This is a genomic window from Sphingobacterium daejeonense, from assembly GCF_901472535.1.
Taxonomy (GTDB): domain Bacteria; phylum Bacteroidota; class Bacteroidia; order Sphingobacteriales; family Sphingobacteriaceae; genus Sphingobacterium; species Sphingobacterium daejeonense.
Genome location: NZ_LR590470.1, coordinates 605,129 through 629,833, shown reverse-complemented (window position 1 = coordinate 629,833; position 24,705 = coordinate 605,129). Strand labels below are relative to the sequence as shown.

Genomic DNA, 24,705 nt, shown 5'->3' with positions numbered 1-24,705 from the left:
TTAATATTAAAGAAAATTCATAGACTATTATACTTTATATCAGTTCTATTTTTCTTTTCTTTATGTTTTCCGATTTTATATTTTCTTTCCAAAAATCCCCAAAGGTATTATTCCCATATTGTTTGGTTTCGTAAATGGATTTCCATTATCAGTTTACATTTGGTAGGCATCCGTTTCAAGATCAACTATGAGGAACCCGTTGATTGGTCTGTTCCATATATCATTTGTCCCAATCATACTTCGATTTTAGATATTACAGCTCTCACTTACTTATGTCCACAAGAGTTTTCCTTCATTGGTAAAATTGAGTTATTAAAAAAACCCTGTTACTCGGATTTTCTTCAAATCGATTGATATTCCAGTAAAACGGGAGAGTAAGATCTCTGCATTTAAAGCATTTAAGCGCGCTACTGAACTTTTAAAGGAGGGAAAATCGATTGTTATCTTTCCGGAGGGGAAAATAGACGATGAATTTCCGCCGATGCTCCATAAATTCAAAGCTGGACCCTTTAAAATGGCAATTGAGAACAATATTGCGATCTTACCTGTTGTTATTCACAATGCCTATGAAATAATGTGGGATGATGGTTCGAGATTTGGATCAAAACCAGGAGTAATTGAGATTTCGGTACTGAAGCCGATTTATTTTAATGGTACTGAAAATCAGAAATATGATTCTATCGAAATAGAAGTTTATGAAAAAATGAGTAAAGTATGGAATAGGGAGTCTTGATTTTATACTTATACAACATTTTAATATACTGATTTTCTGAACTATACCCCTATTAACAAAGAATTAAAGATAATTTTCTTGCATTAGTTAAATTAAATATTATTTTTGCGAAAACGTGAAACTTAATTAAAGAGATATGTATTGGACACTTGAATTAGCTTCTCATTTAGAAGACGCTCCATGGCCAGCGACAAAAGATGAATTAATTGATTACGCTATACGCTCAGGAGCACCAGTTGAAGTGATTGAGAATCTTCAAGCGTTGGAAGATGATGGTGAACCTTATGAAAACATCGAGGAAATCTGGCCAGATTACCCAACAAAAGATGATTTCTTCTTCAACGAAGACGAATATTAAAATCGCTATAGAAAGCGCCTTGATTTAGGGCGCTTTTTTATTTAATCAAACTAACGCTAAGGATTTGACCCAACATATCCTCCGAATGATTATTTACTCAAGAAAAATAAAACAAATTAATCCTTTTTATATTTTTACGGTCAATAGAACGACAATAAAAACAATTTAATGAAACGTTTTTTACTATATTTCTTGCTATTCACTAATCCTCTATTCACTTTTGCGCAATATGAACATGATGATCAGCATCAAGTTTCATCAGCCAATGGTATGGATGTAGCCTGGGATTTTATAGCTGACCTAAATAATACCGAAATTCCTTTAGATGTAATCCTTAGTCAATGGGTCATTGTCAATGAACCTAGTGATGAGCTGTATGATTATTTAGAAGTAAGTCTTGAAGAAATCAGATTAAACTTGACCTATAAGAATTTTGATCAAATAGAGATTAAAAGTTATAACGAGCTCTCCCGAAAAGAAGTTAGAGATATAGATCCTGAGGGACTCCATGTTAACAATATGTATTTCATCTATTATCAAGACCGATTGGTAACAAGTATTTATGTAGAGGGAGATAAAATAGGTTCATTTACTTTGGTTTCTAAAGGTGATGACATGGCCCATTTTGTTACATATTAACAAAAAATCATTTTTTCAAAGGATTTCTTGCAATTATCAAAAACATCTTGGATATTTGTTGAACTAACAATGAAAACAATACAATTCAATACAGCTTGGTGGTGGCACAACAAATAATGTTGTGGCAAACACCTATTGGTTGAATTAAAAGAACTAAATAATAGTGGGCTTGCCTTTTTGGCAAGCCCTTTTTTATTGATTAAACATGAAAGAAATACTAGCGCATCTATTCGAATATAAGTCCTTCAGCAGAAAAGAGGCTTATGACATCCTTACAAATATTGCTACTGGCAAATACGACAATCATCAGATTGCTGCCTTTATGACTATCTATGGTATGCGCAGTATCCGCGTAGAGGAATTGGGAGGTTTTAGAGATGCCATGTATGACCTATGCAACAAAGTAGACTTCAATGGGTATGACCTGATTGATATGTGTGGAACTGGTGGTGATGGAAAAAACACCTTCAATATCTCGACATTAGCCTCCTTTGTTGTTGCTGGTGCAGGTTATCATGTTGCAAAACATGGAAATGTAGGCGTATCATCAAGCTGTGGTTCTTCCAATGTTATGGAGTATTTGGGTTATACATTTACGACAGACAAGGATGTCCTTGAAAAACAATTGGAGACTTCCAATATTTGTTTTTTACATGCTCCCCTATTCCATCCTGCGATGAAAACAGTTGCACCAATCAGAAGAGCACTGGCTGTAAAAACTTTCTTTAATATGTTAGGTCCTTTAACCAATCCTGCAAATCCTAAATTTCAATCTGTTGGAGTTTTTAGTTTAGAACTTGCTAGACTATATGCTTATCTCTACCAAAATACGGACAAACAATATAGCATTATGCATGCATTGGACGGATATGATGAGATTTCATTGACTGGAGATTTCAAGGTTATCAATAATCAGGGTGATAATTATTACACTGTAGATGAGCTTGGATTCAATGCTGTCAATCCAAATGATTTAGCAGGAGGAGATTCTATCGAAGAGGCAGCAAAAATCTTCAGACAAATAATTGAAGGCAAAGGGAATGATATTCAAAACAATGTTGTTCTGACCAATGCAGCATTTGGCATCAAGACTTTCCATCCAGAAAAGAGTTTTGGCGACTGTTATTATGAGGCAGAATCTTCATTGCTGGGGTTGAAAGCATTTAATAGTTTTAAAACATTAGTCAATGCCTAAGGAATTATTGGTAAAAGTCTGCGGAATGCGTGAGCAGCAAAATATTTTGCAGCTCCTGGAACTTCCTATTCAGTATATTGGTCATATTTTTTATGAGAAATCTCCAAGGTTCGCCGCTGATATTCCTAACCTGCCAATAATTTCCAGCATCAAAAAAAACAGGCGTATTTGTAAATTCCGATCATCAATATATTCTATCCAAGGTGAAGGACCTTTCTCTTGATGCTATCCAGTTGCATGGCTCTGAAAGTCCAGAAATGGTGGTCCAGCTTAAGGAAAAAACAGGCTTAGAAATTATCAAAGCATTTGGGATAGGTGAAAATTTCGATTGGAGCGAATTAAAGCCCTATCTGGAAAATGTAGATTATTTTTTGTTTGACAGCAAAAGCTCAGCTTTTGGAGGTACAGGTCAAACTTTTGATTGGGAAAAACTAAGAGTATACCCATTCGATAAACCATATTTCCTGAGTGGAGGCTTGTCCTTGGACAATCTCAATGAAGCAATTGGTTTTACGGACCACCGCTTAATCGGTTTGGATTTAAATTCTAAATTTGAAATTGAGCCTGGTCTAAAGGATATTGAAAAATTAAAATTAGCATTGAAAATCATACGTAATGAGCAAATATCAAGTAAATAACAAAGGTTACTACGGTCCATTTGGCGGAGCCTATATTCCCGAAATGCTGTATCCCAATGTTGAAGAACTACAACAACAATATTTAAAGATTATTGAGGATCCATCCTTCCAAGAAGAATTTGAAGATCTCTTACGCAATTATGTTGGGCGACCTTCTCCTCTTTATCATGCCAAGAGACTTTCTGAAAAATACAATGCGAGGATTTTCCTTAAGCGTGAGGATCTAAATCATACTGGAGCCCATAAAATCAACAATACGATAGGCCAAATATTATTGGCTGAAAAACTTGGCAAGAAGCGGATTATTGCTGAAACAGGGGCCGGTCAACATGGTGTTGCTACGGCGACGGTATGTGCCTTGAAAGGGTTGGAATGTGTTGTTTACATGGGAGAGATTGATATTGAGAGACAAGCTCCAAATGTTGCACGCATGAAAATGATGGGTGCCAAAGTAGTTGCCGCGACTTCTGGCAGCAAAACTTTAAAAGATGCTACCAATGAAGCCTTAAGGGATTGGATTAACAATCCGGTCGATACGCATTATATTATTGGTTCGGTAGTGGGTCCACATCCATATCCAGATATGGTTGCACGTTTTCAATCTATTATATCTGAGGAAACGAAAATTCAGTTATTGGAAAAAACGGGCAAGGAGACACCAGATATTGTCATGGCATGTGTTGGTGGTGGTTCAAATGCTGCGGGGATGTTTTATCATTTTTTGGATGACGAGGATGTTAAAATCATTGCTGTTGAAGCTGCCGGTCATGGTGTTAACAGCGGCGAATCGGCAGCTACGACAGTCCTTGGAAATGAAGGTGTACTGCATGGATCTAGATCTATCCTTATGCAAACAGAAGATGGTCAAGTTATAGAGCCCTATTCCATTTCCGCAGGATTGGATTATCCTGGCATCGGACCTCAACATGCTTGGCTTTTTAAATCAGGCCGTGGAGAATATGTTAGTGCGACTGACGAAGAAGCGATGCAAGCAGGATTGCAACTTACCAAATTAGAAGGTATTATCCCAGCTATCGAAAGTTCACATGCACTAGCTCACCTAGAAAAGATGAACTTTAAAGGTGATGAAACTGTTGTAATCTGTCTCTCTGGGCGCGGAGACAAAGATTTGGATAATTACATGAAATATTTTGGTTTTTAGTATGATAGAAATTAATAAACAAGCAAACGGTTTGCTTTCGATATATTTTACTGCAGGCTATCCCCAAATTGACAGCACGATTGATATTGCTGCAGCATTGGAGAAGGCTGGCGCAGATTTCCTTGAAATAGGTTTTCCTTATTCTGATCCTGTTGCCGATGGTCCTACTATCCAACATAGTTCAGAGGTAGCCTTGAAGAATGGCATGACTTTGAATGTCCTTTTTGACCAATTGAAAGAACTTAGAAAAAGGGTTTCAATACCGGTTTTTTTGATGGGCTACGTAAACCCTGTGATTCAATTTGGTGTAGAAAATTTCTGCAAAGCATGCAAAGAAGTAGGTGTAAATGGAACGATTATCCCAGACTTACCTATGTATGAGTACGAAGATTTATACCAAGGCATTTTTGAGGAGAATAATGTGAGCAATGTATTTTTGGTTACTCCTCAAACCTCGTCGGAAAGAGTAAAAAAAATCGATTCTTTGTCGACCAGCTTTATTTACTTGCTTTCCTCAAATGCTACCACAGGGACCAAACTAGATGTTCAAGAACAATCAGAGTCTTATTTCAAAAGGATTAAGGATATGGATTTGAGAAATCCTTTAATCATTGGTTTTGGCATTCACAATAGAGACACATTTGTTAAAGCCACACAATATGCAAATGGCGCCATTGTCGGAACTGCATTTGTCAAATTATTGGCGGAGGAAAACTATCTGGAGAAGATTCCGGATTTTATCTCTGCTATCAAAGGATAAAAAAAGGGGATGATTTCTCATCCCCTCTTATTAGTTAACTCTTTTCAGAATTTTGTTGAACAGGAAAATCACCAAGATTCCTGCTGATACGAGGCCGAATAAGCCAAAATACAACAGATTTGGATGTGCAGCTAATGTTTCCATAAAAAAAGGTTTATAAAGTATTAAGTCAATTCGAATATAATTAGTGTGAATTCTTTTGACAAGAAAAAATTACTATTAATTATCCACATTTTATTAACTACTTTATTATCTTTGAACTGGTCATGAAAAAAATTGTAGCCATATGCTTACTATTGATTTATTCTGTATGTAGTACGGGAGCTAGTATTTATATGCATCATTGTGGAAAAAGCACATTATTTTCAGTTTTAGAAGAGGCCAAAGTATCACATGATAGTTGTCCAATGTGTGTTGATATGCACAAAGACCACGATCATGAAGATGATCAGACCAGTAAATCTGATTGTGAGGACAGTCACTCATGTCAAGACTCACAAGTTGATTTGGAGCTATCTGCTGAAAGCGACCAAGTTAGGTCTAAAATCCTATTTGGCAATATATTTGATTTTTCCCCTGCCGTTGTACTGATTCCTTGGATCTTAAGCAGCTGGGAATTAATCATTGAAGATCAACCCCAAGTTCCTATTCCCTTTAAACCCGCATTATTTGCGAGAAACCATTCTGTTTACTTATTAAACTGCAGTTTTATCATTTGATATTAATGTTTAAAAAATCGATCTAGACTTTTTAAATCATTAATAACATTTGAACTATGCACATATTTAGATATTTAATCGTATTTATTTTTATTTCCGTGGGCACCGGATTATTTGCCCAAGAAAAATTACAGACAGAAAAATTTGAGGTTGCCGGCAATTGTGCCATGTGTAAAAAACGCATTGAAACAGCTGGAAAGGATTCAGGTGCTGAATCCATTGAATGGGATGCAACAACAGGTATTGCTACTGTTACATTTGATGCTGATAAAATCACAGTAGATAAAATAAAACAAGGCATTGCTGCTGTAGGGCATGATACAGAAGGATTCAGGGCTGATGATGCCGTTTATGAGGAACTGCATGAATGTTGTCTTTATGATAGATTAGGTTCTGATGACCATCATTCGGCAGATACGACTCATGCAGATCATGCCCATGATGAAAATGGAGGACATGACCACGACCATGACCATGAAGTAACTGGCGTTGTTGTCAATGAAAGTGAAAAAGGCGACTTAACACCTATCACAGAGGTAACAATTTATTGGCTAGATGATCCCAGTAAAAAAGTTAAGACGAATGAAAACGGTGTTTTTAAGATAATGCACCAAAAGCCCTATCGTCGTTTGGTATTTTCACATGCTAGCATGCAAGGAGATACCGTTGAGGTAAAGAACCTTCATGAGGTTTTAGTGATTCAAGCTAGGAACAATACCTTACAAGAAATTGTAGTAACAAGGCGTCAAAAATCTAATTATATTTCTAAACTATCTCCAAACAGGGTTGAGACCATTACTGCCAAGGAGCTTTTCAAAGCTGCATGTTGTGATTTAAGTGAGAGTTTCTCCACTAATGCGTCTGTCGATGTTGTGAGCAGTGATGCCGTAACAGGCAGTAAGCAGATTCAGATGCTTGGATTAGCAGGAATATACTCCCAATTGACCGTGGAAGGTTTACCAGGACCTAGGGATTCGCATCACCATTAGGGCTAAACAGTATCGCTGGCACCTGGATTGAAGCAATTAATATTAGTAAAGGTATTGGTTCTGTTGCCAATGGTTTTGAGAATATGGCTGGACAGATCAATGTAGAATTAAAGAAACCTCACAACAGCGAGAAGCTTTATTTTAATGCCTATGCAAATAACATGGGAAGAACTGATGTGAACTTAAATTTATCCCATCATATCAATGAAAAATGGTCAGTTGGCCTCTTGTTGCATGATAATTTTATGTACAACAAAGAAATGAATTTCAGCAACAATGGTTTCCGCGATATGCCTGTAGGGAATTTATTTTCAGGAGTTAATCGTTGGCATTTTGAAAATGGGAAAGGTATTATTGCTCAATTTGGTGTAAAATTCTTGCATGATGACCGTGTCGGTGGACAGATTGATTTCAACGAAAAAACTGATAAGTACACGACTAACAAATATGGTCTAGGCTTCAAGAATCAAAGGATCGAAGGGTTTGGTAAATTAGGCTATGTATTCCCAACGAACAAACACCGCAGTATTGGTTTGCAACTATCAGCAAGTCAATATAAACAAGAAAGCTATTTTGGACTTAATTCATATGATAATGAACAGAATTCATTTTATGCGAACCTTCTTTTTCAAGATATTTTAGGAAATGTTGCGCATAAATATAAGGTTGGAGCTTCACTGCAATATGATAAATTGAATGAGGACCTGAATCGATATAATTCAGAGAATGATTACAGTTATCAGTTTGGCAGGAAAGAAGCTGTTGCGGGTGCTTTTGCGGAATATACTTTTAGTCCTAACGAGAAATTTGATGCTGTTTTAGGACTAAGGCAAGATTACAACAATATTTATGGTTGGTTTACTACGCCGAGAGCGGTATTACGTTATGAACCCGTTTTGGGGACAACGATTAGGTTGAGTTCTGGCCGCGGACAAAGAACTGCCAACATTTTTGCGGAGAATCTAGGAATCTTTGCTTCTAGCAGAACAATCAATGGACTGGCAACCTTAGTGAATGGAGAAGGTGCTTACGGATTAAAGCCTGAAGTATCATGGAATACCGGTCTTACCTTTGATCAGAGCTTTCAAATATTCGGTAGGGAATCTGGAGTTTCAGTTGAATTGTTCCACAATAATTTCCAAAATCAAGTCGTAGTTGATTTTGAAAATCCTCGTGAAGTTTCATTTTATAACTTAGATGGCAAATCATATTCTAATAGTTTACAGGCAGAGTTAAGATTTATGCCGTTGAATCATTTCGAAGTGAGAATGGCTTATAGAATGTTAGATGTAAAGACGGATTATAATACAGGTACATTGCAAAAACCTTTGACAGCCAAACATAGAGGATTCATGAATTTGGCTTATAATCTCCATTCGGGATGGAGTTTTGATTATACTTTAAATGTAGTTGGTCCTAAAAGATTGCCAAATACGAGTAGCAATCCTGTAGAATATCAATTGGCAACACATTCAGATGCGTATGTAACCATGAATGCTCAAGTGAGTAAATCTTTTGGAAAGAATAAGAATTTCGACATCTATGTTGGTGGGGAGAATCTGAGTAATTTCTATCAGAAAGATCCAATCCTAGCATTTGATCAGCCATTTGGACAAAATTTCGACACCAATATGCTTTGGGGACCTATTGCTGGCCGAATGTTCTATACTGGAATCAGGTATCATATTAAATAATTTTGAGCAAATCCTAATGCTTCAAAAATAAAGGGCGAGAGTATATATTCTCGCCCTTGTTTTTTATTTGAACATTTTTTTCAGTTCTTTTTGAAGTCTTGCAGTAGGCAGACCGATTACGTTTTCATAGGAACCTACAATCCTTTCAATGCCAACTCTCCCGATCCATTCTTGTATGCCATAAGAACCCGCTTTGTCCATTGGTTTGTACCTCATAACATAATATTTAATCTCTTCACCAGACAACTCATTGAACCAAACTATGGTTTCTTCAACAAATGAAATTCTTTTTCCTTGATATGAAATAGCGACTGCAGTATATACTTTATGTTCTTTGCCTGAAAGTCCTGAAATTACGTCAATAGCTTCATTTTCATCCTTTGGTTTACCAATTACAGTACCCATGTGATCTACAACAACAGTATCTGCACAGATGATCAATTTATCGTACAATCCATTATCATCGAAAGCACCTAACTTTGTTTCAGCTATAAATTTCACGGCGGAAATAGGATCTAAACTTTCATCAAAGCTTTCATCTGTTTCCCTAATCTCTACAGTAAATGCAAGGTCCATTGAGGACAATAATTCTTTTCTTCTTGGAGATTTAGATCCTAAAATGATAGGAATATTTTTTATTCTTTCCTGTAAAATCATTAAACACTTTTAATTTCAGTTTGAACACCCCACTTACCTTTGAGTTTTAGTATCTTCTCCAATACATCTCTCACCACACCTTCACCCCCATTCTTTGGCGACATATAATGCGAGATAGTTTTGATATCTTCTACCGCATCATTTGGGCATACTGCAAGTCCAACCGCTTGCATTACCTCGTAGTCTGGCATGTCATCACCCACATACATTAGATCGAAATGATTCAATTCATATTTTGCCTGGAGCTGTTTCAATATTTCCATTTTATTCTTTACCCCCAAATGGATTTCAGTAATTCCCAGTCCTTCTAGTCTTTTGCGAACACCTTCAGATTTACCTCCGGAGATAACCCAAATATGCAAACCCATTTTTACAGCTAATTGCATAGCATATCCATCTTTTACAAAGAAGGAACGAAGCTGTTCTCCATTTTCGGTAACCAAAAGTTTCCCATCAGTTAATACCCCATCGACATCCAATACTACTGCTTTAATCCCAGCAAATTTTTTTAAGACCATAATGAATTGATATCCTCAAAAATAAATAAATTTTAGAGACCTTATTGAGTCAATTTTTAATCCGATTAAGCCAATTTTTTATTTGTTGCAACAGATAAATCAGAGAATTGTCAGAAAATGGTTGCAAAGGAAACTTTTTCTCTAAAACTCTTGGCTAATATTAATTCTCAGCGTACCTTTGTTTCATAATTCCACGTATAAGTAGAATTAATATTTAAAAATTGTCTTTTCATAATTTAGGTTTATAATTGGTTAGTATCAAACCCTGGCGCCCATCGTCAGGGTTTTTTTGTATTAAAAAAGCCATGCATTTATTTATTGCATGGCTTTTTTACTAATTGAATATTTTTTATTTTTTATCCGGACCTTGAGGTTTTGAGATTGATGTTCTCATTTCAGTATCTGCCTGAATATTCTGCATTTTATAGTAATCCATAATTCCGAGATTACCGTTTCTAAAAGCTTCGGCCATTGCCATTGGCACTTGCGATTCAGCTTCAATTACTTTTGCTTTAGCTTCTTGCGCTTTAGCCCTCATTCTTGTTCTGTTGCTACCGCCATTGCCCTACGTTCTTCAGCCCGAGCATTTGCAACTTTCAGATCCGCTTCAGCTTGATCAGTTTGAAGTTTTGCACCCACGTTTTCGCCAATATCGATATCTGCAATATCAATAGATAATATTTCAAAGGCAGTACCTGAGTCCAGACCTTTAGAAAGGACCGTTTTGGATATCCTATCTGGATTTTCTAAGACCTCTTTATGGTTTAATGAAGAACCAATAGTTGTTACTATACCCTCACCTACACGCGCCAGGATTGTTTCTTCACCGGCACCCCCTACTAATTGGTTGATATTTGCACGTACTGTTACTCTTGCTTTTGCAATCAATTGAATTCCATCCTTTGCTACAGCTGCTACAGGAGGAGTATTGATGACTTGAGGATTTACAGAAAGCTGTACCGCATCAAATACATCACGACCTGCGAGATCAATTGCCGTTGCCAATTTAAAATCCAAGGGAATATTTGCCTTATCTGCAGAAATCAATGCTTTAATAACTTTATTGACATTTCCTCCGGCCAAATAATGTGTCTCAATTTCATTAGATGTAATTTTAAGACCAGCTTTTGTAGAAGTGATCATTGCATTGGTTACCAATGATGGTGGAACCTTACGCAAACGCATCAGAACTAAATTTAATAGACTGATTTTTACATTTGACAATTGAGCTGTAAACCAGAGATTTACAGGGAGTATGTATAACAACAAAAAGATTGCTACTACAGAACCTGTGATAATGAGAACTAATTGAATTGGTGAATCCATTAACTTATAGATTAATATTGTTTTCTGACTTCTTAAAGATAAAAAAATAAATCAAACAGATTCTCATTATCCTCGTTATTAATCGATTATTTTTCAGGCACATTTCCCAAAAAGAGTTTAAAAATCTTTAAACATTAAGAAAGTATTTATATTTTTATATGTTGCGCCACACAGTTGGATGGATAGGCTAAATTCAAGAATTATTAATATTGAATTTAACACTAACTTGCTTATTATTAATTTTTTATCCTTAGTTAAGTGAATTTTTAAACAAAAAAACAGATTTTACAACGATCAATTCGTTGGATTTGAACCATTTGATTTAAAAAACAAGTATTTGTAAAAGAATTAAACAAGACTATGTTTATCATTTTCTTCCTTACATTTGCAAAAATTTTAGTCAAATGAGGTAACAGGCTAATTGCCTCAAAATCTTATATTTGAAAGTTTTTCAATGGACTTTAATTTTGTACTTATGAATTTTATCGCTAACATTCTTTTCTAACATGAATAAGTTTAGTCAATTAAGATGGCAATTTATTGCAAGTATTATTGTTGCCAATCTAATAATTATTTTTTCTTATTGGTATTTCCTCAACAAACAGAACGCCTATTCTAATAACATCAATCACTACATTGAATTAGGTCAAGAACGTTTTTATTTGATTCAAGAATGGGAGCTTGACCTTCAGAAACTTTCTAAGTACAAGAATCTAGAACGTAATTCAGAACCTTTGGTTGAAGAACAACTGAATGATGAAGTTCAAGAAATCATCAGAAAGATAGAAGAACCCAACGATCTATATGCTGTTGCGCCTGCTTCAGTCGAGTTTGTTAAAACTCTTACACAATCAATTGTCAATAATGACCATGATTTCAACACTGAAAATTCTGACGCTATTTTAAAGTCATTGGCTGAAGAACAGACTCGTATAAATGAAGCTAGAAACGCCTTCACCAATGATGTGATACTTGCACGGCAAACCTTGACCGATCAAGGAAACAAAGAACTTTCAAGAACTAGGATATTTACAGCAATATTAGGAGTTTTATCTTTGCTGGTCATTTTCTTCGCTTTTTTCCAAACCTTGAGGATCTTGGAATACCTGCGAAGAAATACAAGAAAAGAAAAAGAACTCAACAATAATCTGACGAAGACTTCCGAAGAGCTTGAAAATGTTAACTGGGTGTTGACGAATTCTTCCAAGCTTCATAATACCATCTCTAGTGTAAATTCTGAAGCTGAGATTGCAAATACATCTTTGGGAGTGATTTCCGAAGTCACAAAATCATTTGCTGGTGCTTTTTACATTCGTAAAATTGACTCTTATGAGTTTGCTTTAAAGGATTCAATTGGTCTCGATGAAATTGATAAAATTGAAGAGTTCAAATTAGGTGAAGGAATACTCGGTTCTGTGGTTGATTCTAAAAAACCTAAAATCCTTCCTTCAATCGACATCAACAATACAAAGATAAAAACCGGCACAATAAAAGCTATTGAAGCAGATGTAATCTTATATCCAATTGTATATGAAGATTATTGCATTGCCTTAATAGAAATTATTGGAACTTATCCAGAATCAAAACGTGAAAATATTTTAACGTACCTCAATAGAACAAGTCGTTCTATTGGTTCTTCGCTACACAGCAGACAAAGTCATGCATTGGTTGAAGGCTTATTGGAAGAAACTCAACGACAAACCGAAGAACTTGAGGCACAACAAGAAGAGTTGCGAATTACAAATGAGGAATTGGTTTATAAAACCAACTTATTAGAGGCGTCTGAGGAAGAATTACGTGTTCAACAAGAAGAACTCTCCCAAGCCAATAAAGAGCTTAATGAAAAAGCCGCAGAACTGGAAAAAAGAAATACTGATTTAAATCATGCACATACCATTGTTGAACAGAAGATAACTGAGGTTGAACAGGCCAGTAAATATAAGTCAGAATTTATGGCAAACATGAGCCATGAATTAAGGACGCCATTGAATAGTATCTTGATCTTGGCCAAACTACTTCAAGACAACAAGCATGATAATCTAAGTGATGAGCAGGTTAAATATGCATCTGTAATTCATAATGCCGGATCAGATCTATTGCAATTAATCAATGAATTGCTTGATTTGGCAAAAATTGAATCAGGTAAAGTTGAGATCCACAAGGATTCAATTAACAGTAAGTCATTTGCTTCCAATTTAGAATCCCTGTTTAAAGAGGTAGCGAAGGAAAAATCAATTCAATTTAAAATTGACACTTCTAATTCACCTGAGGAATTCATTACAGATGAATACCGTCTTGAACAGGTTTTAAAGAACTTCCTTTCTAATGCATTTAAGTTCACGGCTCCAAATGGTGAGATTAAACTTCAAATTTTCAACCAAACTGGCAATCTTCATTTTGCAGTTTCTGACAATGGAAAGGGAATATCTGAAGATAAACAAGCATTGATTTTCGAAGCATTCCGACAAGAAGATGGATCCACGAGTCGGAAGTATGGTGGCACAGGGCTAGGTTTATCAATTTCAAAAGAAATAGCATCCTTATTAGGTGGGCGTATAACATTAGAGAGTGAATCAGGGAAAGGAAGTAAGTTCACCTTGATCATTCCATTTAATGAAGTTCCAGAGGCAACTCAAAAGTCACATCCTATAGCTGCCAAACCTCTTATTTCTACAAAATTGCCACAAGAAGGTGATATTGTTTCAATTACTGAGGTCAAGCTGGATGACCTTGAGATTGAACTCCGAGAAAACAAAACCATTCTTATCATTGAAGATGATGTCAATTTTGCTGACATTCTGAAGGAATTTGCTGAAGAATTCGGGTTTCATGTTCAAAATGCATATGATGGCATGGCGGGTATTCAGATGGCCAAAGACTTCATTCCAGATGCCATCATCCTAGATGTTATGCTACCATTGGCTGACGGATGGGAAGTTTTGAAAACCTTGAAGGCAAATGAATCCACCAAGCATATTCCTATCCATATGATGTCAGCGGCCAATTTCAACAAGAAGGATTTCCTTGAAAGTGGAGCAATTGGTTTCATGGCAAAACCTGTGACAGGAGAAAGTATCAGTCAAGCATTTGAAAACATCAAGCTGAATGTGGACAAGGAATTGAAGAAGATACTTTTGATAGAAGATCAGGAATTCCAGAGTGACCTTATTAAAAAAGCTTTCGCAGAGCAGAACATCAATGTTATTCAAGCTTTCACTGTTGAATCAGGATTAAAAAAGTTAGAACAGGAGAAGAACTTAGATTGTATCATTTTAGATGTCAAGTTACCTGATGGCAGCGGTTTGGAAATGTTGGATGTCATCAAATCCAATCCTAAGTATGAAAAGCTACCTGTAATCATAAACACAGCGTATGATTTAAGTACAGAACAAACGGAAAGGATTATGAGACATACACAGTCTATGGTTTTAAAGTCTAGTAAATCAAACAATAGATTGATTGATGAGGTGAACCTTTTCTTAAATAAACTTTCCAAGCCAGCTTATAATCCTATAAAGCATCCTGAGAAGATAAGTCCTAAGGAGAATTACGGAACAAGTACTCTTGATCACAAAACGGTTTTGATTGCTGATGACGATATGCGGAATGTATTTGCCTTAACTTCTTCACTCCAGCAGTACAATATGCAGATTGAAATTGCAAACAATGGATTGGAGGCCTTAAACATTCTCAACGATGGCAACAAGACGATAGATATTGTTTTAATGGATATCATGATGCCAGAAATGGACGGCTATGAGGCGATTCAGGAAATAAGGAAAAACAAAAAGTTCAATCAATTGCCTATCATAGCCGTAACTGCAAAGGCGATGAAAGGTGACCGTGAGAAATCAATAGAGCTAGGAGCGAATGACTATGTCAGCAAGCCTATTGATTTAGACAAATTAGTATCATTAATGCAAGTATGGCTGAGTTAAAGGGTCCTTATGAGTTGAGTTTTCAAGAGGTAGAAGAAATCGTATTTCTACTGAAGAATGTATCTGATTTTGATTTATCAGGATATACACGTTCTTCATTAAAACGTAGGATTCAGCGGATCATGAATCTTGAAGACATGGATATGGTTGATTTGAAAAATGCCTTGATCAATGTCGATGGATTTCAGCAATACTTTATTCAGGAAGTGACCGTCAATGTTACTGAAATGTTCCGTGACCCTGGTTTTTTCAATAAACTCAACAAGGAAATCATCCCTTATCTACAGACCTTTCCTAGGATAAAGATTTGGAGCGCAGGCTGCTCAACTGGCGAGGAAGTTTATTCTTTAGCCATATTATTAAAAGAAAATAACCTGAGTGACCGATCATTTATTTATGGCACTGATATCAATAGCAAAGTTCTAGATGTCGCAAAAAAAGGGATCTATCCTCTGAAGAAGTTCAAGGAATATTCAGATAATTTCAATGCATATAATTCTACTGAAAGTCTGTCCAATTATTATACGGCAAGATATGATGCAGCGATTATCAATCACGATCTAAGACAGAACATTTTATTCTCGACACATAATTTAGCTACTGACCAGGTTTTTAATGAGTTTCAGCTCATCACCTGTAGGAATGTATTGATTTACTTCGATCTCAGGCTACAAGAACATGTCATCAATTTATTCTATCAATCATTAGCTTTATTTGGGTTTCTATGTTTGGGGACAAAGGAGACCTTGATTCGACATGATATCATGGAGAATTTTAAAGTGATTGACAAGGAATATAACATCTACCAAAAAATCAAATAGAAATGGAGATTCCATCAGAAAACATCATCGTTATCGGCGGTTCCGCAGGGGCCTATGAACTGATAGTGGAAATTCTTGACAGTCTTCCAACAGCATTCAGCGACGCTATTGTCATTGTGCTTCACCGAAATTCGAAGTACGAAACGAAAATAGAATCCAGTTTATCAAAACGGCTCAATCGCAATGTTATTTCAGTTCGCGACAAACTTCCGATATTAGGAAATCACATATATTTTGCACCTCCGGGTTACCACACTTTAGTGGAACCGGATCATATTTTTTCTTTGGACATTTCTGATCCTGTTCAGTTTTCCAGGCCATCTATCGATGTTTTTTTTGAATCAGTTGCTGCAGTTTATGGTAATCATGCGACAGCATTTATTCTATCTGGAGCAAATAATGATGGATCAGAAGGAATAAAGACCTTAATTAACTATGGAGCGGTTTGCTATGCACAGAACCCTCAGGAAGCAGTGATTGAGACTATGCCGCAAGCAGGAATGCAATCCTCGAAAAAGGTTAAGGTTCTTTCCAATCAACAAATTATAGATTATTTCAGTCAGTTAACGTAATGTCACCTATGAAAACGATCAATATTCTGATATTGGATGATAAGGAAGAAAATATCATCAGTCTTCATGCCTTGCTACAGGAAGTAGACCATGTAAATATCATAAGTTCCACTGATCCCAACGATGCTCTTAAAATTTGTTGGAAGGATGATATATCAATTGCTTTGGTAGACGTTCAAATGCCGGAAATCAATGGATTTGAGTTTGTTTCATTACTAAAATCAAATCCTAAAACCAGTCATATCATGGCTATCATGGTTACCGCCATTTCGAAGGAAGATAAATACCTCTTGAAAGGTTTAGAAAGTGGTGCTGTTGATTATCTCTACAAGCCATTAAATCCTGAAATCACTATTGCAAAGGTTAAATCTTTTGTTCAACAGATTTTGATTCAGCAGGAACTGATTCAAAAGAACAAGGAACTTGAAGAATCCAAGATTGAATTATTAAAAACTCGTGAGGAGGCTATTCAAGCCAGGAAATCTAAAGAAATATTTTTAGCCAACATGAGCCATGAGATCCGAACACCTATTAATGGCATTATGGGAATCATGCACATGTTCAAAAGTTCGGAGTTAACGGTAGAACAAAAAGACTGGTTAAAAAGGTTGGACAATGCTTCACATTCATTATTATTGATTATCAATGACATTTTGGATCTTTCGAAGATAGATTCAGGGATGTTGAAAATTGAATTTGAGGATTTCAGTCTGACAAAGATGATTGAGGACATCAATAGGATTTTCAAGATCAAGGCTACCCACAAGAACCTCAAGTTCAATATTGAAGTTGAAGAAGATGTTCCACAGTATATACATTATGATTCTTTACGTCTACAACAAATCATTAGCAATTTCGTATCAAACAGTTTAAAGTTCACTGAAAAAGGATCTATTAAATTGACTGTTCAAGTCATTAACAAGGATTTTGAGCGTTATCAACTTCGTTTTTCGGTAAAAGACACTGGAATTGGTATTCGTGAGGATTCTGTTGACAAAATATTTATGGCTTTTGAACAGGCAGACGATGGTATTACCAAAAAATTTGGCGGTACGGGTCTAGGCTTGGCAATTGTTAAACGTTTGGCCAAGTTACTCAACGGAGATGTTGGAGCCAACAGTGTCTATGGTGAAGGTTCTGAATTTTATTTTGAGGGTTGGTTTGAGGAGTCGGCGCAGAGTGAAGTTGAAAAAGAGAAAGAAGTTCCTACGTACAACAGCTTTCCAAAATTTGAAAAGATGAAAGTTTTGGTAGCTGAGGACAATGAATTGAACTCGTTCATGTTGGCGCATATGTTAAGAAGTTGGAATTGCCATGTTGATATTGTCAAAAATGGCCGTCTTGCTCTTGAAAAGGTTGAGAGTGAGCAATATGATCTGATCTTAATGGACACCCATATGCCTATTATGAGTGGTTTTGAGGCGATCAAGGAAATCAAGAATCACATTATTCCTGAAAAGCATGGTATTCCAATCATCACTATTTCAGCTTCGGTATTGGAGCATGAGCAAGCTGCGGCCTATCAAGCTGGTGCCGACGGTGTTATTGGCAAACCATTTGATCCGATCGAGCTATATCAAAAAATAATTCAGGTAACTAATAAAAATAAGAATCCAAAAATGACCTCTTAACAATTTAAAGCTCGTTTAAATCAATAATTTATGTTAAATTCGTATAAAATTATATTATAAAAATAGCTATGAAGAAATTATTCATCATTCCAGCGCTAGTTTTAGCAATTGGAATTACTTCTTGTGGCAATAACGCTGAGAAGAAAGAGGAAGGCGCTTCAACCGAAACCACTACACCAACAGAAACTGAAGCAACTACGACAACTGAGACTGTACCAGGGATAGAGAATGTTACTCTATCGAATGCATGGACAGTTGAAGGAAACGATCAAATGCAATTTAATACAAACTTAATTCGTGTTAAAGCTGGAGAGCCTGTAGAATTAACGTTCAAAAACGTAGGTACTATGCCAATCGAGTCAATGGGTCATAACTTTGTAGTTTTGAAACCAGGCGTTGATATCGCTACATTTGGAGGAGAGGCTGCGGCTGCAGCGGATAATCAATATATCCCTAAATCTGCATTATCTTCAATCGTTGCGCACACAAAATTATTAGGTCCAGGTCAAGAAGATAAAATTACATTTACTTTAGAAAAAGGTGTTTATCCTTATCTATGTAGTTTCCCTGGTCACTTTGGAATTATGCAAGGTAAAATCGTTGCAGAATAATTTTAAAGAAGAATATAAAAATCTAGGGCCACCATTTGGGGCCCTATTTTTTTGTCATTGATTTTCTTCCTTCCCACCGATTTGAATTGGATTCGGGTCATGATTGATTGAAAAATCTAAATACTAAATACTCCTTTCTAAATACTTTATTTCCGTTTTAAAACTGTAAATTTGCCACGTAAACAAAGAAAAAATTCTATGCAATACGACGTAATCGTAATCGGAAGTGGTCCAGGTGGTTATGTTGCCGCTATCCGCTGTGCGCAATTAGGCTTAAAAACAGCTGTTATTGAGAAATATAGCACTTTTGGAGGTACCTGTCTTAACGTTGGATGTATTCCATCAAAAGCATTGTTAGATTCATCAGAACACTATCACAATGCTGCTCATAATTTTGAACAACACGGTATTAGCTTGAGCAACCTGAAAGTTGACATGAAAAAAATGATCGACCGTAAGAATGATGTAATTGCTCAAAACACTGCTGGTATCACATTTTTATTTAAAAAGAACAAAATCGACAGCTTCCAAGGCGTAGGATCTTTTGTTGACAAAAACACGATCAAGGTTACTGCTGAAGATGGCAAGGTTGAGGAATTAAGCACTAAAAATGTAATTATAGCTACCGGTTCAAAACCAACTGCATTACCTTTCCTTCCTATCGATAAGAAACGTATCATCACTTCTACTGAAGCATTAAATCTTACAGAAGTTCCTAAACATCTGATTGTCATTGGTGGTGGAGTTATCGGTTTGGAATTAGGTTCAGTTTACGCAAGACTTGGTGCTAAGGTTTCAGTAGTCGAATATGCGAAATCAATTATCCCTACCATGGATGCTGGTCTTGGTAAAGAATTACAACGAGTTTTGAAGAAAAACTTAGGTATGGAATTCTTCTTGAACCACAAAGTTACTGGTGCTACAGTTAAGGGCAAAAAAGTATCTGTTACTGCAAAAGATTCTAAGGATCAAGATGTTGTATTAGAGGGAGATTATTGCATTGTTGCTGTTGGAAGAACGGCATACACTGAAGGTTTAGGCCTTGAAAACATTGGCATCAAAACGGAAGAAAGAGGAAACAAAGTTCCTGTTAACGAGCATTTGGAGACTTCTGTTGCTGGTGTTTATGCCATTGGGGACGTGATCAAAGGTGCTATGTTGGCTCACAAAGCAGAAGATGAAGGTATCTACGTAGCTGAGGCAATTGCAGGACAAAAACCTCATATTGATTATAACTTAATCCCAGGAGTAGTTTATACATGGCCTGAGGTTGCTGCAGTAGGTAAAACTGAAGAGCAACTAAAAGAAGAAGGTAAAAAATATAAAGCTGGAAGCTTCTCATTCAAGGCATCTGGACGTGCTAAAGCATCGGGTGACACTGATGGTTTCATTAAAGTATTAGCTGATGCTGAGACTGATGAGATCCTAGGAGTTCAGATGATTGGTCCACGTGCTGCAGATATGATTGCTGAGGCTGTGGTTGCTATGGAATACCGTGCATCTGCAGAAGATATCGGTAGAATTTGCCATGCTCACCCAACTTTTACTGAAGCATTCAAAGAAGCTGCACTTGCAGCGACTGCAAACAGAGCGATCCACGCTTAATAAAAATTCAAAAGGGCAAACAAATTAGTTTGCCCTTTTTATTTCTTCTTCCCGTTTTTTCTTGATACTTATCGTCAGATTTTCATATTTTGTATTATGAACTTTTATACTCGAAAATGGGTCAAACCCGAAGACCTAAACCCTAATGGTTCTTTATTTGGAGGAACATTACTAAGATGGATAGATGAAGAAGCAGTTATCTATGCTATTGTACAACTCGGGAATCCTCATGTAGTTACAAAATACATTTCAGAAATAAATTTCGTCAGCTCTGCAAAGCAAGGGGATATTATTGAGCTCGGTATTGAGGCCACTAACTTTGGGCGGACCTCCTTGACCATGAGATGTGTTGTGAGGAATAAAATCACCAGGATGGTTATTCTATCGATTGATAAGTTAGTTTTTGTCAATTTAGACAAAGACGGTACCCCAACCCCACATGGCAAAACAGAAATTACGTATGCCTATATGGGGATTGAGCCCAATATCAACAAGAGGGATTAGGCTGTTCTTTGAGCGTTAATTTCTTTTTTAAGATCTTTTTCTACCCAAAAAGAAACTATTGGGATCAAGCTCAGGGACAAAATATTTCACAACTCGACCAAATTTCCAGTTATAAGTTTGCCAACATGCTATTAAAAGGACAACGAATAGGACCACTAGAAATCCATGGATTGACCCTGCTACGCGTACAGCTTCGGGGATTCCACCAAAATACTTTAAAGGCATAGCGACAAAAAACAACAAAACGGTAGAGATTGCCTCCCATAGGGCAACTTGCTGAAATATTCTTAACATATAAATTACTATTAGTCAGCGCAAAGAAAAGGAAAACCTTTATGTAAAGGAAATGCCCAAGTGGGAAGTGACCTCGATATGACATATAGGGCATAAAAATGACTTTCTTGCCGAAAAGATATGACCTGACTAAATAAAAAATGTGTATTTTTGATGAATTGTATTTTGCAAACATAACGACAATTAATATTTATGAATTACGACATTATTGTTATCGGTAGTGGTCCAGGTGGATACGTTGCGGCAATCCGCGCTGCTCAATTAGGATTCAAAACTGCCATTATCGAACGTGACGCATTAGGTGGAATTTGCCTTAACTGGGGTTGTATTCCTACCAAAGCACTATTGAAAAGTGCTCAAGTATTCGAATATTTAAATCATGCTGCTGATTATGGTATCAAAGTAAATGGTGGGAGAAGCCGACTTTGACGCTATTGTGAAAAGAAGTCGTGGTGTAGCAGATGGCATGAGTAAAGGTATCCAGTTCTTAATGAAGAAGAACAAGATCGATGTGATCTTGGGTACGGCAAAGATTAAAAAAGGTGGTAAAATCGAAGTGAAAGCGGCAGACGGATCTACCAATGAATATACAGCGAAACACACTATCCTTGCTACAGGAGCTCGTTCTAGAGAACTTCCTAACCTTCCGCAAGATGGCAAGAAAATTATCGGTTACAGACAAGCAATGGTTCTTCCAAAACAACCTAAATCAATGGTTGTAGTAGGTTCGGGTGCAATCGGAGTTGAATTTGCATACTTCTATAATGCAATCGGCACTAAAGTTACCATCGTTGAATTTATGGACCGCATCGTTCCAGTTGAAGATGAGGAAGTTTCAAAACAATTAGAAAAATCCCTTAAAAAAGCTGGAATCAACATCCTTACCAAATCTGAAGTACAATCAGTAGATACGAAAGGTGATCTTTGTAAAGTTTCAATCAAAACTGAAAAAGGAACTGAGACATTAGAAGCTGAAGTTGTACTTTCTGCTGTTGGTATTACTCCTAACATTGAAAACTTAGGTCTTGAAGAGGTAGGTGTAAAAACTGACAAAGGCCGTGTTGTTGTTGATGACTATTATAAAACTAACATCGATGGTGTTTATGCTATCGGAGATATTGTAAAAGGACAGGCATTAGCTCACGTAGCTTCGGCTGAAGGTATCACTTGTATTGAGAAGATCAAAGGTTTACATGTTGACCCTATTGATTACAACAATATTCCAGGATGCACTTATTGTTCTCCAGAGGTTGCTTCTGTAGGTTTTACAGAAAAAGCAGCTAAAGAAGCTGGATATGAAATCAAAGTTGGAAAATTCCCATTCTCAGCATCAGGTAAAGCATCTGCTGCTGGCGCGAAAGATGGGTTTGTAAAAGTGATCTTTGACGCGAAGTATGGCGAATTCTTAGGTGCTCACCTTATTGGAGCAAATGTAACTGAAATGATTGCAGAAGTAGTTGTAGCCCGTAAATTGGAGTCTACAGGTCATGAAATCTTGAAAGCAGTTCACCCACACCCTACGATGAGTGAAGCGATTATGGAAGCAGTAGCTGATGCATACGGTGAAGTAATCCATCTATAAGAAAAAATCAATTCAATTATATAAGGCTACCTTACCGGGTAGCCTTTTTTGGATATCAATGATTGATAATCAATTTTTTAATCATTATTTTTTATACTTTTGATTAATATTTTTTATTAATATTATTAATAATTAAACTATATTACATCGACAATTCCAAAATTATAGATTTGATTATTGATGAATAAATTAATTATGGTGCTTGGAGCACCAAACGATGACAACGGACAACTATCTCCTATTGCTATCGATAGATTATACAGAGCATTTGATTTGGCTACCTGTTACAGCACAGCGAAAATTATATGTACTGGAGGAAAAGGAGAGCATTTCAATAATACTTCAAAACCACACTACTATTATGCACAAGAATTCCTGATCTTGAAAGGGATTCCAAAAGAAAGGTTTTTAAAAGGAATAGCATCTACTAATACGGTCCAAGATTTCTCGATGTCAAAATCCTTTTTAGAGAAATATAATCCTGATCTGTTGATAATCATTACTTCCGAATTTCATATCGAAAGGGTAAAATTAATTGCAGAAAAGATCATCCCAAAAATAAAAAAGTTTTATGCTTCCGTTGCTTCCTCTTTGACGGAAGAAGAACTAAAACCATTGAAGGAACATGAGAAAAATGCCGTATATTTCTTAAAGGAACATGGTATTAAATATTGATAAGCATTTATTTTTTCTTCCATATACTTTCTGCCCAGCGTCCTACAAACCAGAAAGATATGGCAATTAAAAGGAAGAAAATAGTCCTATTCATATTATCCCATAAATACTCTACAAATCGGGTGTACAAGTTTAGAATAAAGAATACAAAACCAATGTCTCTTGACACATGGTCTTTAGTTTTCATTCCATAAATCGCCAGCCCCAAAGAGATACCGATTCCCAACAATCCCCAGTAGAAAATTTCGTATTGTCGAACACTCGACCATTTATCGAAATCGCTATAATTTCCAAAAATAGAAAGCATCCACAGCGCGATCATGGTATATAACAACCCAACTACATATGACGTGGATTGGAAAATAGATAATGACTTAATTCTTGGTTGGATAAAAATTGCAAATCCAGTCAATAATAGTCCAAATATGGTAAACCTAAGGGGATAATTCATACCCCAGAATTTAAAACCCCAATTACTATGATAAGCTGTTTCTGTGGCAAACCAGATTCCTAATGCCACTAATGTAAATACCCACAATAATTTTGAAGATAGCTTAATGGATAACACAGCATAAATGATAATCGACAATAAGAACAATAAAGTGAAATGGTTTTCATTTCGATCGAGCACTTGCCCTAGGAAGCCGATACTTGCAGCAGTTGAAAAGGCGCCTGCCAACATCAAGGTTTCATTGGAAAAGTTTTTGTCTGGGTTTTTAGCTTTATTCCGAAACCCTAATAGGTAAAATAATATTGCTAAGCCTGCAAATCCTAAACAAAAAACCACGTTTGGAGTTTCGTAAAATTTTTCGACGAGATCTGAAAGGTAACTATCTGAAAACAAAGAAACCACGGAGAAAATCAATGATGCCAAAGCGATCCAGAAAGCATATCGTGCTAGCATTCCCCATTCAAAACCTTTATCATCTAAGTTTTCTTTTAATTCATCAGATTTTTCCTTGGTCAATAGCTGTTCCGATTCCCAATGTCCCAATGCCTGTTCTATAATTTCTCTTTCGGTTTTATTTACGTCTAGCTTCTTCAAAATGTGATTATTTGTTATTTAAAGGTAATACTTTTCAAT

At 36.2% G+C, this 24,705-nt stretch carries 25 protein-coding genes and 1 pseudogene; 21 read left to right on the top strand and 5 right to left on the bottom strand.

The window, feature by feature from the left end; all coding sequences use genetic code 11:
- Positions 1-334 precede the first annotated feature (334 nt).
- From FGL31_RS24395 to FGL31_RS02950, 11 genes are all read left to right on the top strand, one after another.
- Positions 335-733, top strand: coding sequence for a lysophospholipid acyltransferase family protein (locus FGL31_RS24395; protein WP_317131127.1), 399 nt, complete (start codon positions 335-337; stop codon positions 731-733).
- A gap of 136 nt (positions 734-869) precedes the next feature.
- A complete protein-coding gene (locus FGL31_RS02990; RefSeq protein WP_002996718.1) occupies positions 870-1,091 on the top strand; it encodes a DUF2795 domain-containing protein in 222 nt (73 codons plus the stop codon).
- A gap of 168 nt (positions 1,092-1,259) precedes the next feature.
- Entirely contained in the window at positions 1,260-1,730 is a 471-nt protein-coding gene (locus FGL31_RS02985; RefSeq protein WP_138089653.1) for a hypothetical protein, read from the top strand.
- 205 nt (positions 1,731-1,935) lie between these two features.
- The gene (trpD, locus tag FGL31_RS02980) at positions 1,936-2,925 is read left to right on the top strand and encodes an anthranilate phosphoribosyltransferase (RefSeq protein ID WP_138089652.1); all 990 of its coding nucleotides are present in this window, start codon (positions 1,936-1,938) and stop codon (positions 2,923-2,925) included.
- Positions 2,918-3,148: a hypothetical protein gene (locus FGL31_RS24390; RefSeq protein WP_232046222.1), complete on the top strand. Its 231-nt coding sequence runs from the start codon at positions 2,918-2,920 to the stop codon at positions 3,146-3,148. The genes trpD and FGL31_RS24390 overlap by 8 nt, the downstream gene beginning before the upstream one ends.
- A complete protein-coding gene (locus tag FGL31_RS02975) occupies positions 3,129-3,563 on the top strand; it encodes a phosphoribosylanthranilate isomerase (protein ID WP_232046221.1) in 435 nt (144 codons plus the stop codon). Before FGL31_RS24390 ends, FGL31_RS02975 begins: the two co-directional genes overlap by 20 nt.
- The gene (gene trpB, locus FGL31_RS02970) at positions 3,541-4,725 is read left to right on the top strand and encodes a tryptophan synthase subunit beta (RefSeq protein WP_138089651.1); all 1,185 of its coding nucleotides are present in this window, start codon (positions 3,541-3,543) and stop codon (positions 4,723-4,725) included. The genes FGL31_RS02975 and trpB overlap by 23 nt, the downstream gene beginning before the upstream one ends.
- Before the next feature lies 1 nt (position 4,726).
- Positions 4,727-5,485, top strand: a complete 759-nt coding sequence (trpA, locus tag FGL31_RS02965; RefSeq protein ID WP_138089650.1) for a tryptophan synthase subunit alpha — start codon at positions 4,727-4,729, stop codon at positions 5,483-5,485.
- 266 nt (positions 5,486-5,751) lie between these two features.
- The gene (locus FGL31_RS02960; RefSeq protein ID WP_138089649.1) at positions 5,752-6,204 is read left to right on the top strand and encodes an HYC_CC_PP family protein; all 453 of its coding nucleotides are present in this window, start codon (positions 5,752-5,754) and stop codon (positions 6,202-6,204) included.
- A gap of 56 nt (positions 6,205-6,260) precedes the next feature.
- Positions 6,261-7,193 carry a hypothetical protein gene (locus FGL31_RS22990; RefSeq protein ID WP_197734065.1) on the top strand — a complete coding sequence of 311 codons (933 nt, stop codon included), beginning with the start codon at positions 6,261-6,263 and terminating at the stop codon, positions 7,191-7,193.
- Between the two features lie 83 nt (positions 7,194-7,276).
- Positions 7,277-8,887, top strand: coding sequence for a TonB-dependent receptor plug domain-containing protein (locus tag FGL31_RS02950; protein WP_138089648.1), 1,611 nt, complete (start codon positions 7,277-7,279; stop codon positions 8,885-8,887).
- A 63-nt stretch (positions 8,888-8,950) separates the two neighbouring features.
- Here the strand turns inward: FGL31_RS02950 and FGL31_RS02945 are convergent, their stop codons facing one another.
- The 3 genes and pseudogenes from FGL31_RS02945 to floA form a co-directional block, all read right to left on the bottom strand.
- Complete coding sequence (locus FGL31_RS02945) at positions 8,951-9,544, bottom strand: Maf family nucleotide pyrophosphatase (RefSeq protein WP_138089647.1); 594 nt, start codon at positions 9,542-9,544, stop codon at positions 8,951-8,953.
- Entirely contained in the window at positions 9,544-10,062 is a 519-nt protein-coding gene (locus tag FGL31_RS02940) for a KdsC family phosphatase (RefSeq protein WP_099371963.1), read from the bottom strand. The genes FGL31_RS02945 and FGL31_RS02940 overlap by 1 nt, the downstream gene beginning before the upstream one ends.
- A gap of 349 nt (positions 10,063-10,411) precedes the next feature.
- A pseudogene (floA, locus tag FGL31_RS02935) lies at positions 10,412-11,388 on the bottom strand (flotillin-like protein FloA).
- 506 nt (positions 11,389-11,894) lie between these two features.
- Between floA and FGL31_RS02930 the strand changes: the two are divergent.
- From FGL31_RS02930 to FGL31_RS02900, 7 genes are all read left to right on the top strand, one after another.
- Positions 11,895-15,326, top strand: coding sequence for a hybrid sensor histidine kinase/response regulator (locus tag FGL31_RS02930; protein WP_138089646.1), 3,432 nt, complete (start codon positions 11,895-11,897; stop codon positions 15,324-15,326).
- The gene (locus tag FGL31_RS02925; protein ID WP_138089645.1) at positions 15,314-16,147 is read left to right on the top strand and encodes a CheR family methyltransferase; all 834 of its coding nucleotides are present in this window, start codon (positions 15,314-15,316) and stop codon (positions 16,145-16,147) included. The genes FGL31_RS02930 and FGL31_RS02925 overlap by 13 nt, the downstream gene beginning before the upstream one ends.
- A gap of 2 nt (positions 16,148-16,149) precedes the next feature.
- Complete coding sequence (locus FGL31_RS02920; protein ID WP_138089644.1) at positions 16,150-16,719, top strand: chemotaxis protein CheB; 570 nt, start codon at positions 16,150-16,152, stop codon at positions 16,717-16,719.
- Between the two features lie 8 nt (positions 16,720-16,727).
- A complete protein-coding gene (locus tag FGL31_RS02915; RefSeq protein ID WP_099372127.1) occupies positions 16,728-18,350 on the top strand; it encodes a hybrid sensor histidine kinase/response regulator in 1,623 nt (540 codons plus the stop codon).
- A 68-nt stretch (positions 18,351-18,418) separates the two neighbouring features.
- On the top strand, positions 18,419-18,961 hold the full coding sequence (locus FGL31_RS02910; protein WP_099371958.1) for a plastocyanin/azurin family copper-binding protein: 543 nt from the start codon (positions 18,419-18,421) through the stop codon (positions 18,959-18,961).
- Positions 18,962-19,159: 198 nt separating this feature from the next.
- A complete protein-coding gene (lpdA, locus tag FGL31_RS02905; RefSeq protein ID WP_099371957.1) occupies positions 19,160-20,566 on the top strand; it encodes a dihydrolipoyl dehydrogenase in 1,407 nt (468 codons plus the stop codon).
- Between the two features lie 96 nt (positions 20,567-20,662).
- Positions 20,663-21,070, top strand: coding sequence for an acyl-CoA thioesterase (locus tag FGL31_RS02900; RefSeq protein WP_099371956.1), 408 nt, complete (start codon positions 20,663-20,665; stop codon positions 21,068-21,070).
- 27 nt (positions 21,071-21,097) lie between these two features.
- On the opposite strand, the gene FGL31_RS02895 is transcribed toward FGL31_RS02900, so the two are convergent.
- Positions 21,098-21,364, bottom strand: coding sequence for a DUF3817 domain-containing protein (locus FGL31_RS02895; protein ID WP_232046220.1), 267 nt, complete (start codon positions 21,362-21,364; stop codon positions 21,098-21,100).
- Positions 21,365-21,556: 192 nt separating this feature from the next.
- Here FGL31_RS02895 and FGL31_RS27425 point away from each other — a divergent pair, with 192 nt between their 5' ends.
- The 3 genes from FGL31_RS27425 (at position 21,557) to FGL31_RS02885 (ending at position 23,621) form a co-directional block, all read left to right on the top strand.
- A complete protein-coding gene (locus FGL31_RS27425; protein ID WP_262709028.1) occupies positions 21,557-21,793 on the top strand; it encodes an FAD-dependent oxidoreductase in 237 nt (78 codons plus the stop codon).
- Positions 21,771-22,946, top strand: coding sequence for a dihydrolipoyl dehydrogenase (gene lpdA / locus FGL31_RS02890; protein ID WP_262709027.1), 1,176 nt, complete (start codon positions 21,771-21,773; stop codon positions 22,944-22,946). The genes FGL31_RS27425 and lpdA (FGL31_RS02890) overlap by 23 nt, the downstream gene beginning before the upstream one ends.
- Positions 22,947-23,126: 180 nt before the next feature.
- Positions 23,127-23,621: a YdcF family protein gene (locus FGL31_RS02885; protein WP_138089643.1), complete on the top strand. Its 495-nt coding sequence runs from the start codon at positions 23,127-23,129 to the stop codon at positions 23,619-23,621.
- Between the two features lie 7 nt (positions 23,622-23,628).
- Here FGL31_RS02885 and FGL31_RS02880 read toward each other — a convergent pair whose 3' ends face one another.
- Positions 23,629-24,666, bottom strand: a complete 1,038-nt coding sequence (locus FGL31_RS02880; RefSeq protein ID WP_099371952.1) for a DUF2157 domain-containing protein — start codon at positions 24,664-24,666, stop codon at positions 23,629-23,631.
- Positions 24,667-24,705: the final 39 nt, after the last annotated feature.

What these genes read in the sequence shown, in the direction of transcription:
- FGL31_RS02945 (WP_138089647.1), bottom strand. Translation starts at nt 9,544, where the DNA reads ATGATTTTACAGGAAAGAATAAAAAATATTCCTATCATTTTAGGATCT.
- FGL31_RS02900 (WP_099371956.1), top strand. Translation starts at nt 20,663, where the DNA reads ATGAACTTTTATACTCGAAAATGGGTCAAACCCGAAGACCTAAACCCT.
- FGL31_RS02930 (WP_138089646.1), top strand. Translation starts at nt 11,895, where the DNA reads ATGAATAAGTTTAGTCAATTAAGATGGCAATTTATTGCAAGTATTATT.
- lpdA (WP_099371957.1), top strand. Translation starts at nt 19,160, where the DNA reads ATGCAATACGACGTAATCGTAATCGGAAGTGGTCCAGGTGGTTATGTT.
- FGL31_RS02910 (WP_099371958.1), top strand. Translation starts at nt 18,419, where the DNA reads ATGAAGAAATTATTCATCATTCCAGCGCTAGTTTTAGCAATTGGAATT.
- trpA (WP_138089650.1), top strand. Translation starts at nt 4,727, where the DNA reads ATGATAGAAATTAATAAACAAGCAAACGGTTTGCTTTCGATATATTTT.
- FGL31_RS24390 (WP_232046222.1), top strand. Translation starts at nt 2,918, where the DNA reads ATGCCTAAGGAATTATTGGTAAAAGTCTGCGGAATGCGTGAGCAGCAA.
- FGL31_RS02940 (WP_099371963.1), bottom strand. Translation starts at nt 10,062, where the DNA reads ATGGTCTTAAAAAAATTTGCTGGGATTAAAGCAGTAGTATTGGATGTC.
- FGL31_RS02985 (WP_138089653.1), top strand. Translation starts at nt 1,260, where the DNA reads ATGAAACGTTTTTTACTATATTTCTTGCTATTCACTAATCCTCTATTC.
- FGL31_RS02950 (WP_138089648.1), top strand. Translation starts at nt 7,277, where the DNA reads ATGGCTGGACAGATCAATGTAGAATTAAAGAAACCTCACAACAGCGAG.
- FGL31_RS02920 (WP_138089644.1), top strand. Translation starts at nt 16,150, where the DNA reads ATGGAGATTCCATCAGAAAACATCATCGTTATCGGCGGTTCCGCAGGG.
- FGL31_RS02895 (WP_232046220.1), bottom strand. Translation starts at nt 21,364, where the DNA reads ATGTTAAGAATATTTCAGCAAGTTGCCCTATGGGAGGCAATCTCTACC.
- trpD (WP_138089652.1), top strand. Translation starts at nt 1,936, where the DNA reads ATGAAAGAAATACTAGCGCATCTATTCGAATATAAGTCCTTCAGCAGA.
- lpdA (WP_262709027.1), top strand. Translation starts at nt 21,771, where the DNA reads ATGGTGGGAGAAGCCGACTTTGACGCTATTGTGAAAAGAAGTCGTGGT.
- FGL31_RS02960 (WP_138089649.1), top strand. Translation starts at nt 5,752, where the DNA reads ATGAAAAAAATTGTAGCCATATGCTTACTATTGATTTATTCTGTATGT.
- FGL31_RS02990 (WP_002996718.1), top strand. Translation starts at nt 870, where the DNA reads ATGTATTGGACACTTGAATTAGCTTCTCATTTAGAAGACGCTCCATGG.
- FGL31_RS27425 (WP_262709028.1), top strand. Translation starts at nt 21,557, where the DNA reads ATGAATTACGACATTATTGTTATCGGTAGTGGTCCAGGTGGATACGTT.
- FGL31_RS02885 (WP_138089643.1), top strand. Translation starts at nt 23,127, where the DNA reads ATGAATAAATTAATTATGGTGCTTGGAGCACCAAACGATGACAACGGA.
- FGL31_RS02915 (WP_099372127.1), top strand. Translation starts at nt 16,728, where the DNA reads ATGAAAACGATCAATATTCTGATATTGGATGATAAGGAAGAAAATATC.
- FGL31_RS22990 (WP_197734065.1), top strand. Translation starts at nt 6,261, where the DNA reads ATGCACATATTTAGATATTTAATCGTATTTATTTTTATTTCCGTGGGC.
- FGL31_RS02925 (WP_138089645.1), top strand. Translation starts at nt 15,314, where the DNA reads ATGGCTGAGTTAAAGGGTCCTTATGAGTTGAGTTTTCAAGAGGTAGAA.
- trpB (WP_138089651.1), top strand. Translation starts at nt 3,541, where the DNA reads ATGAGCAAATATCAAGTAAATAACAAAGGTTACTACGGTCCATTTGGC.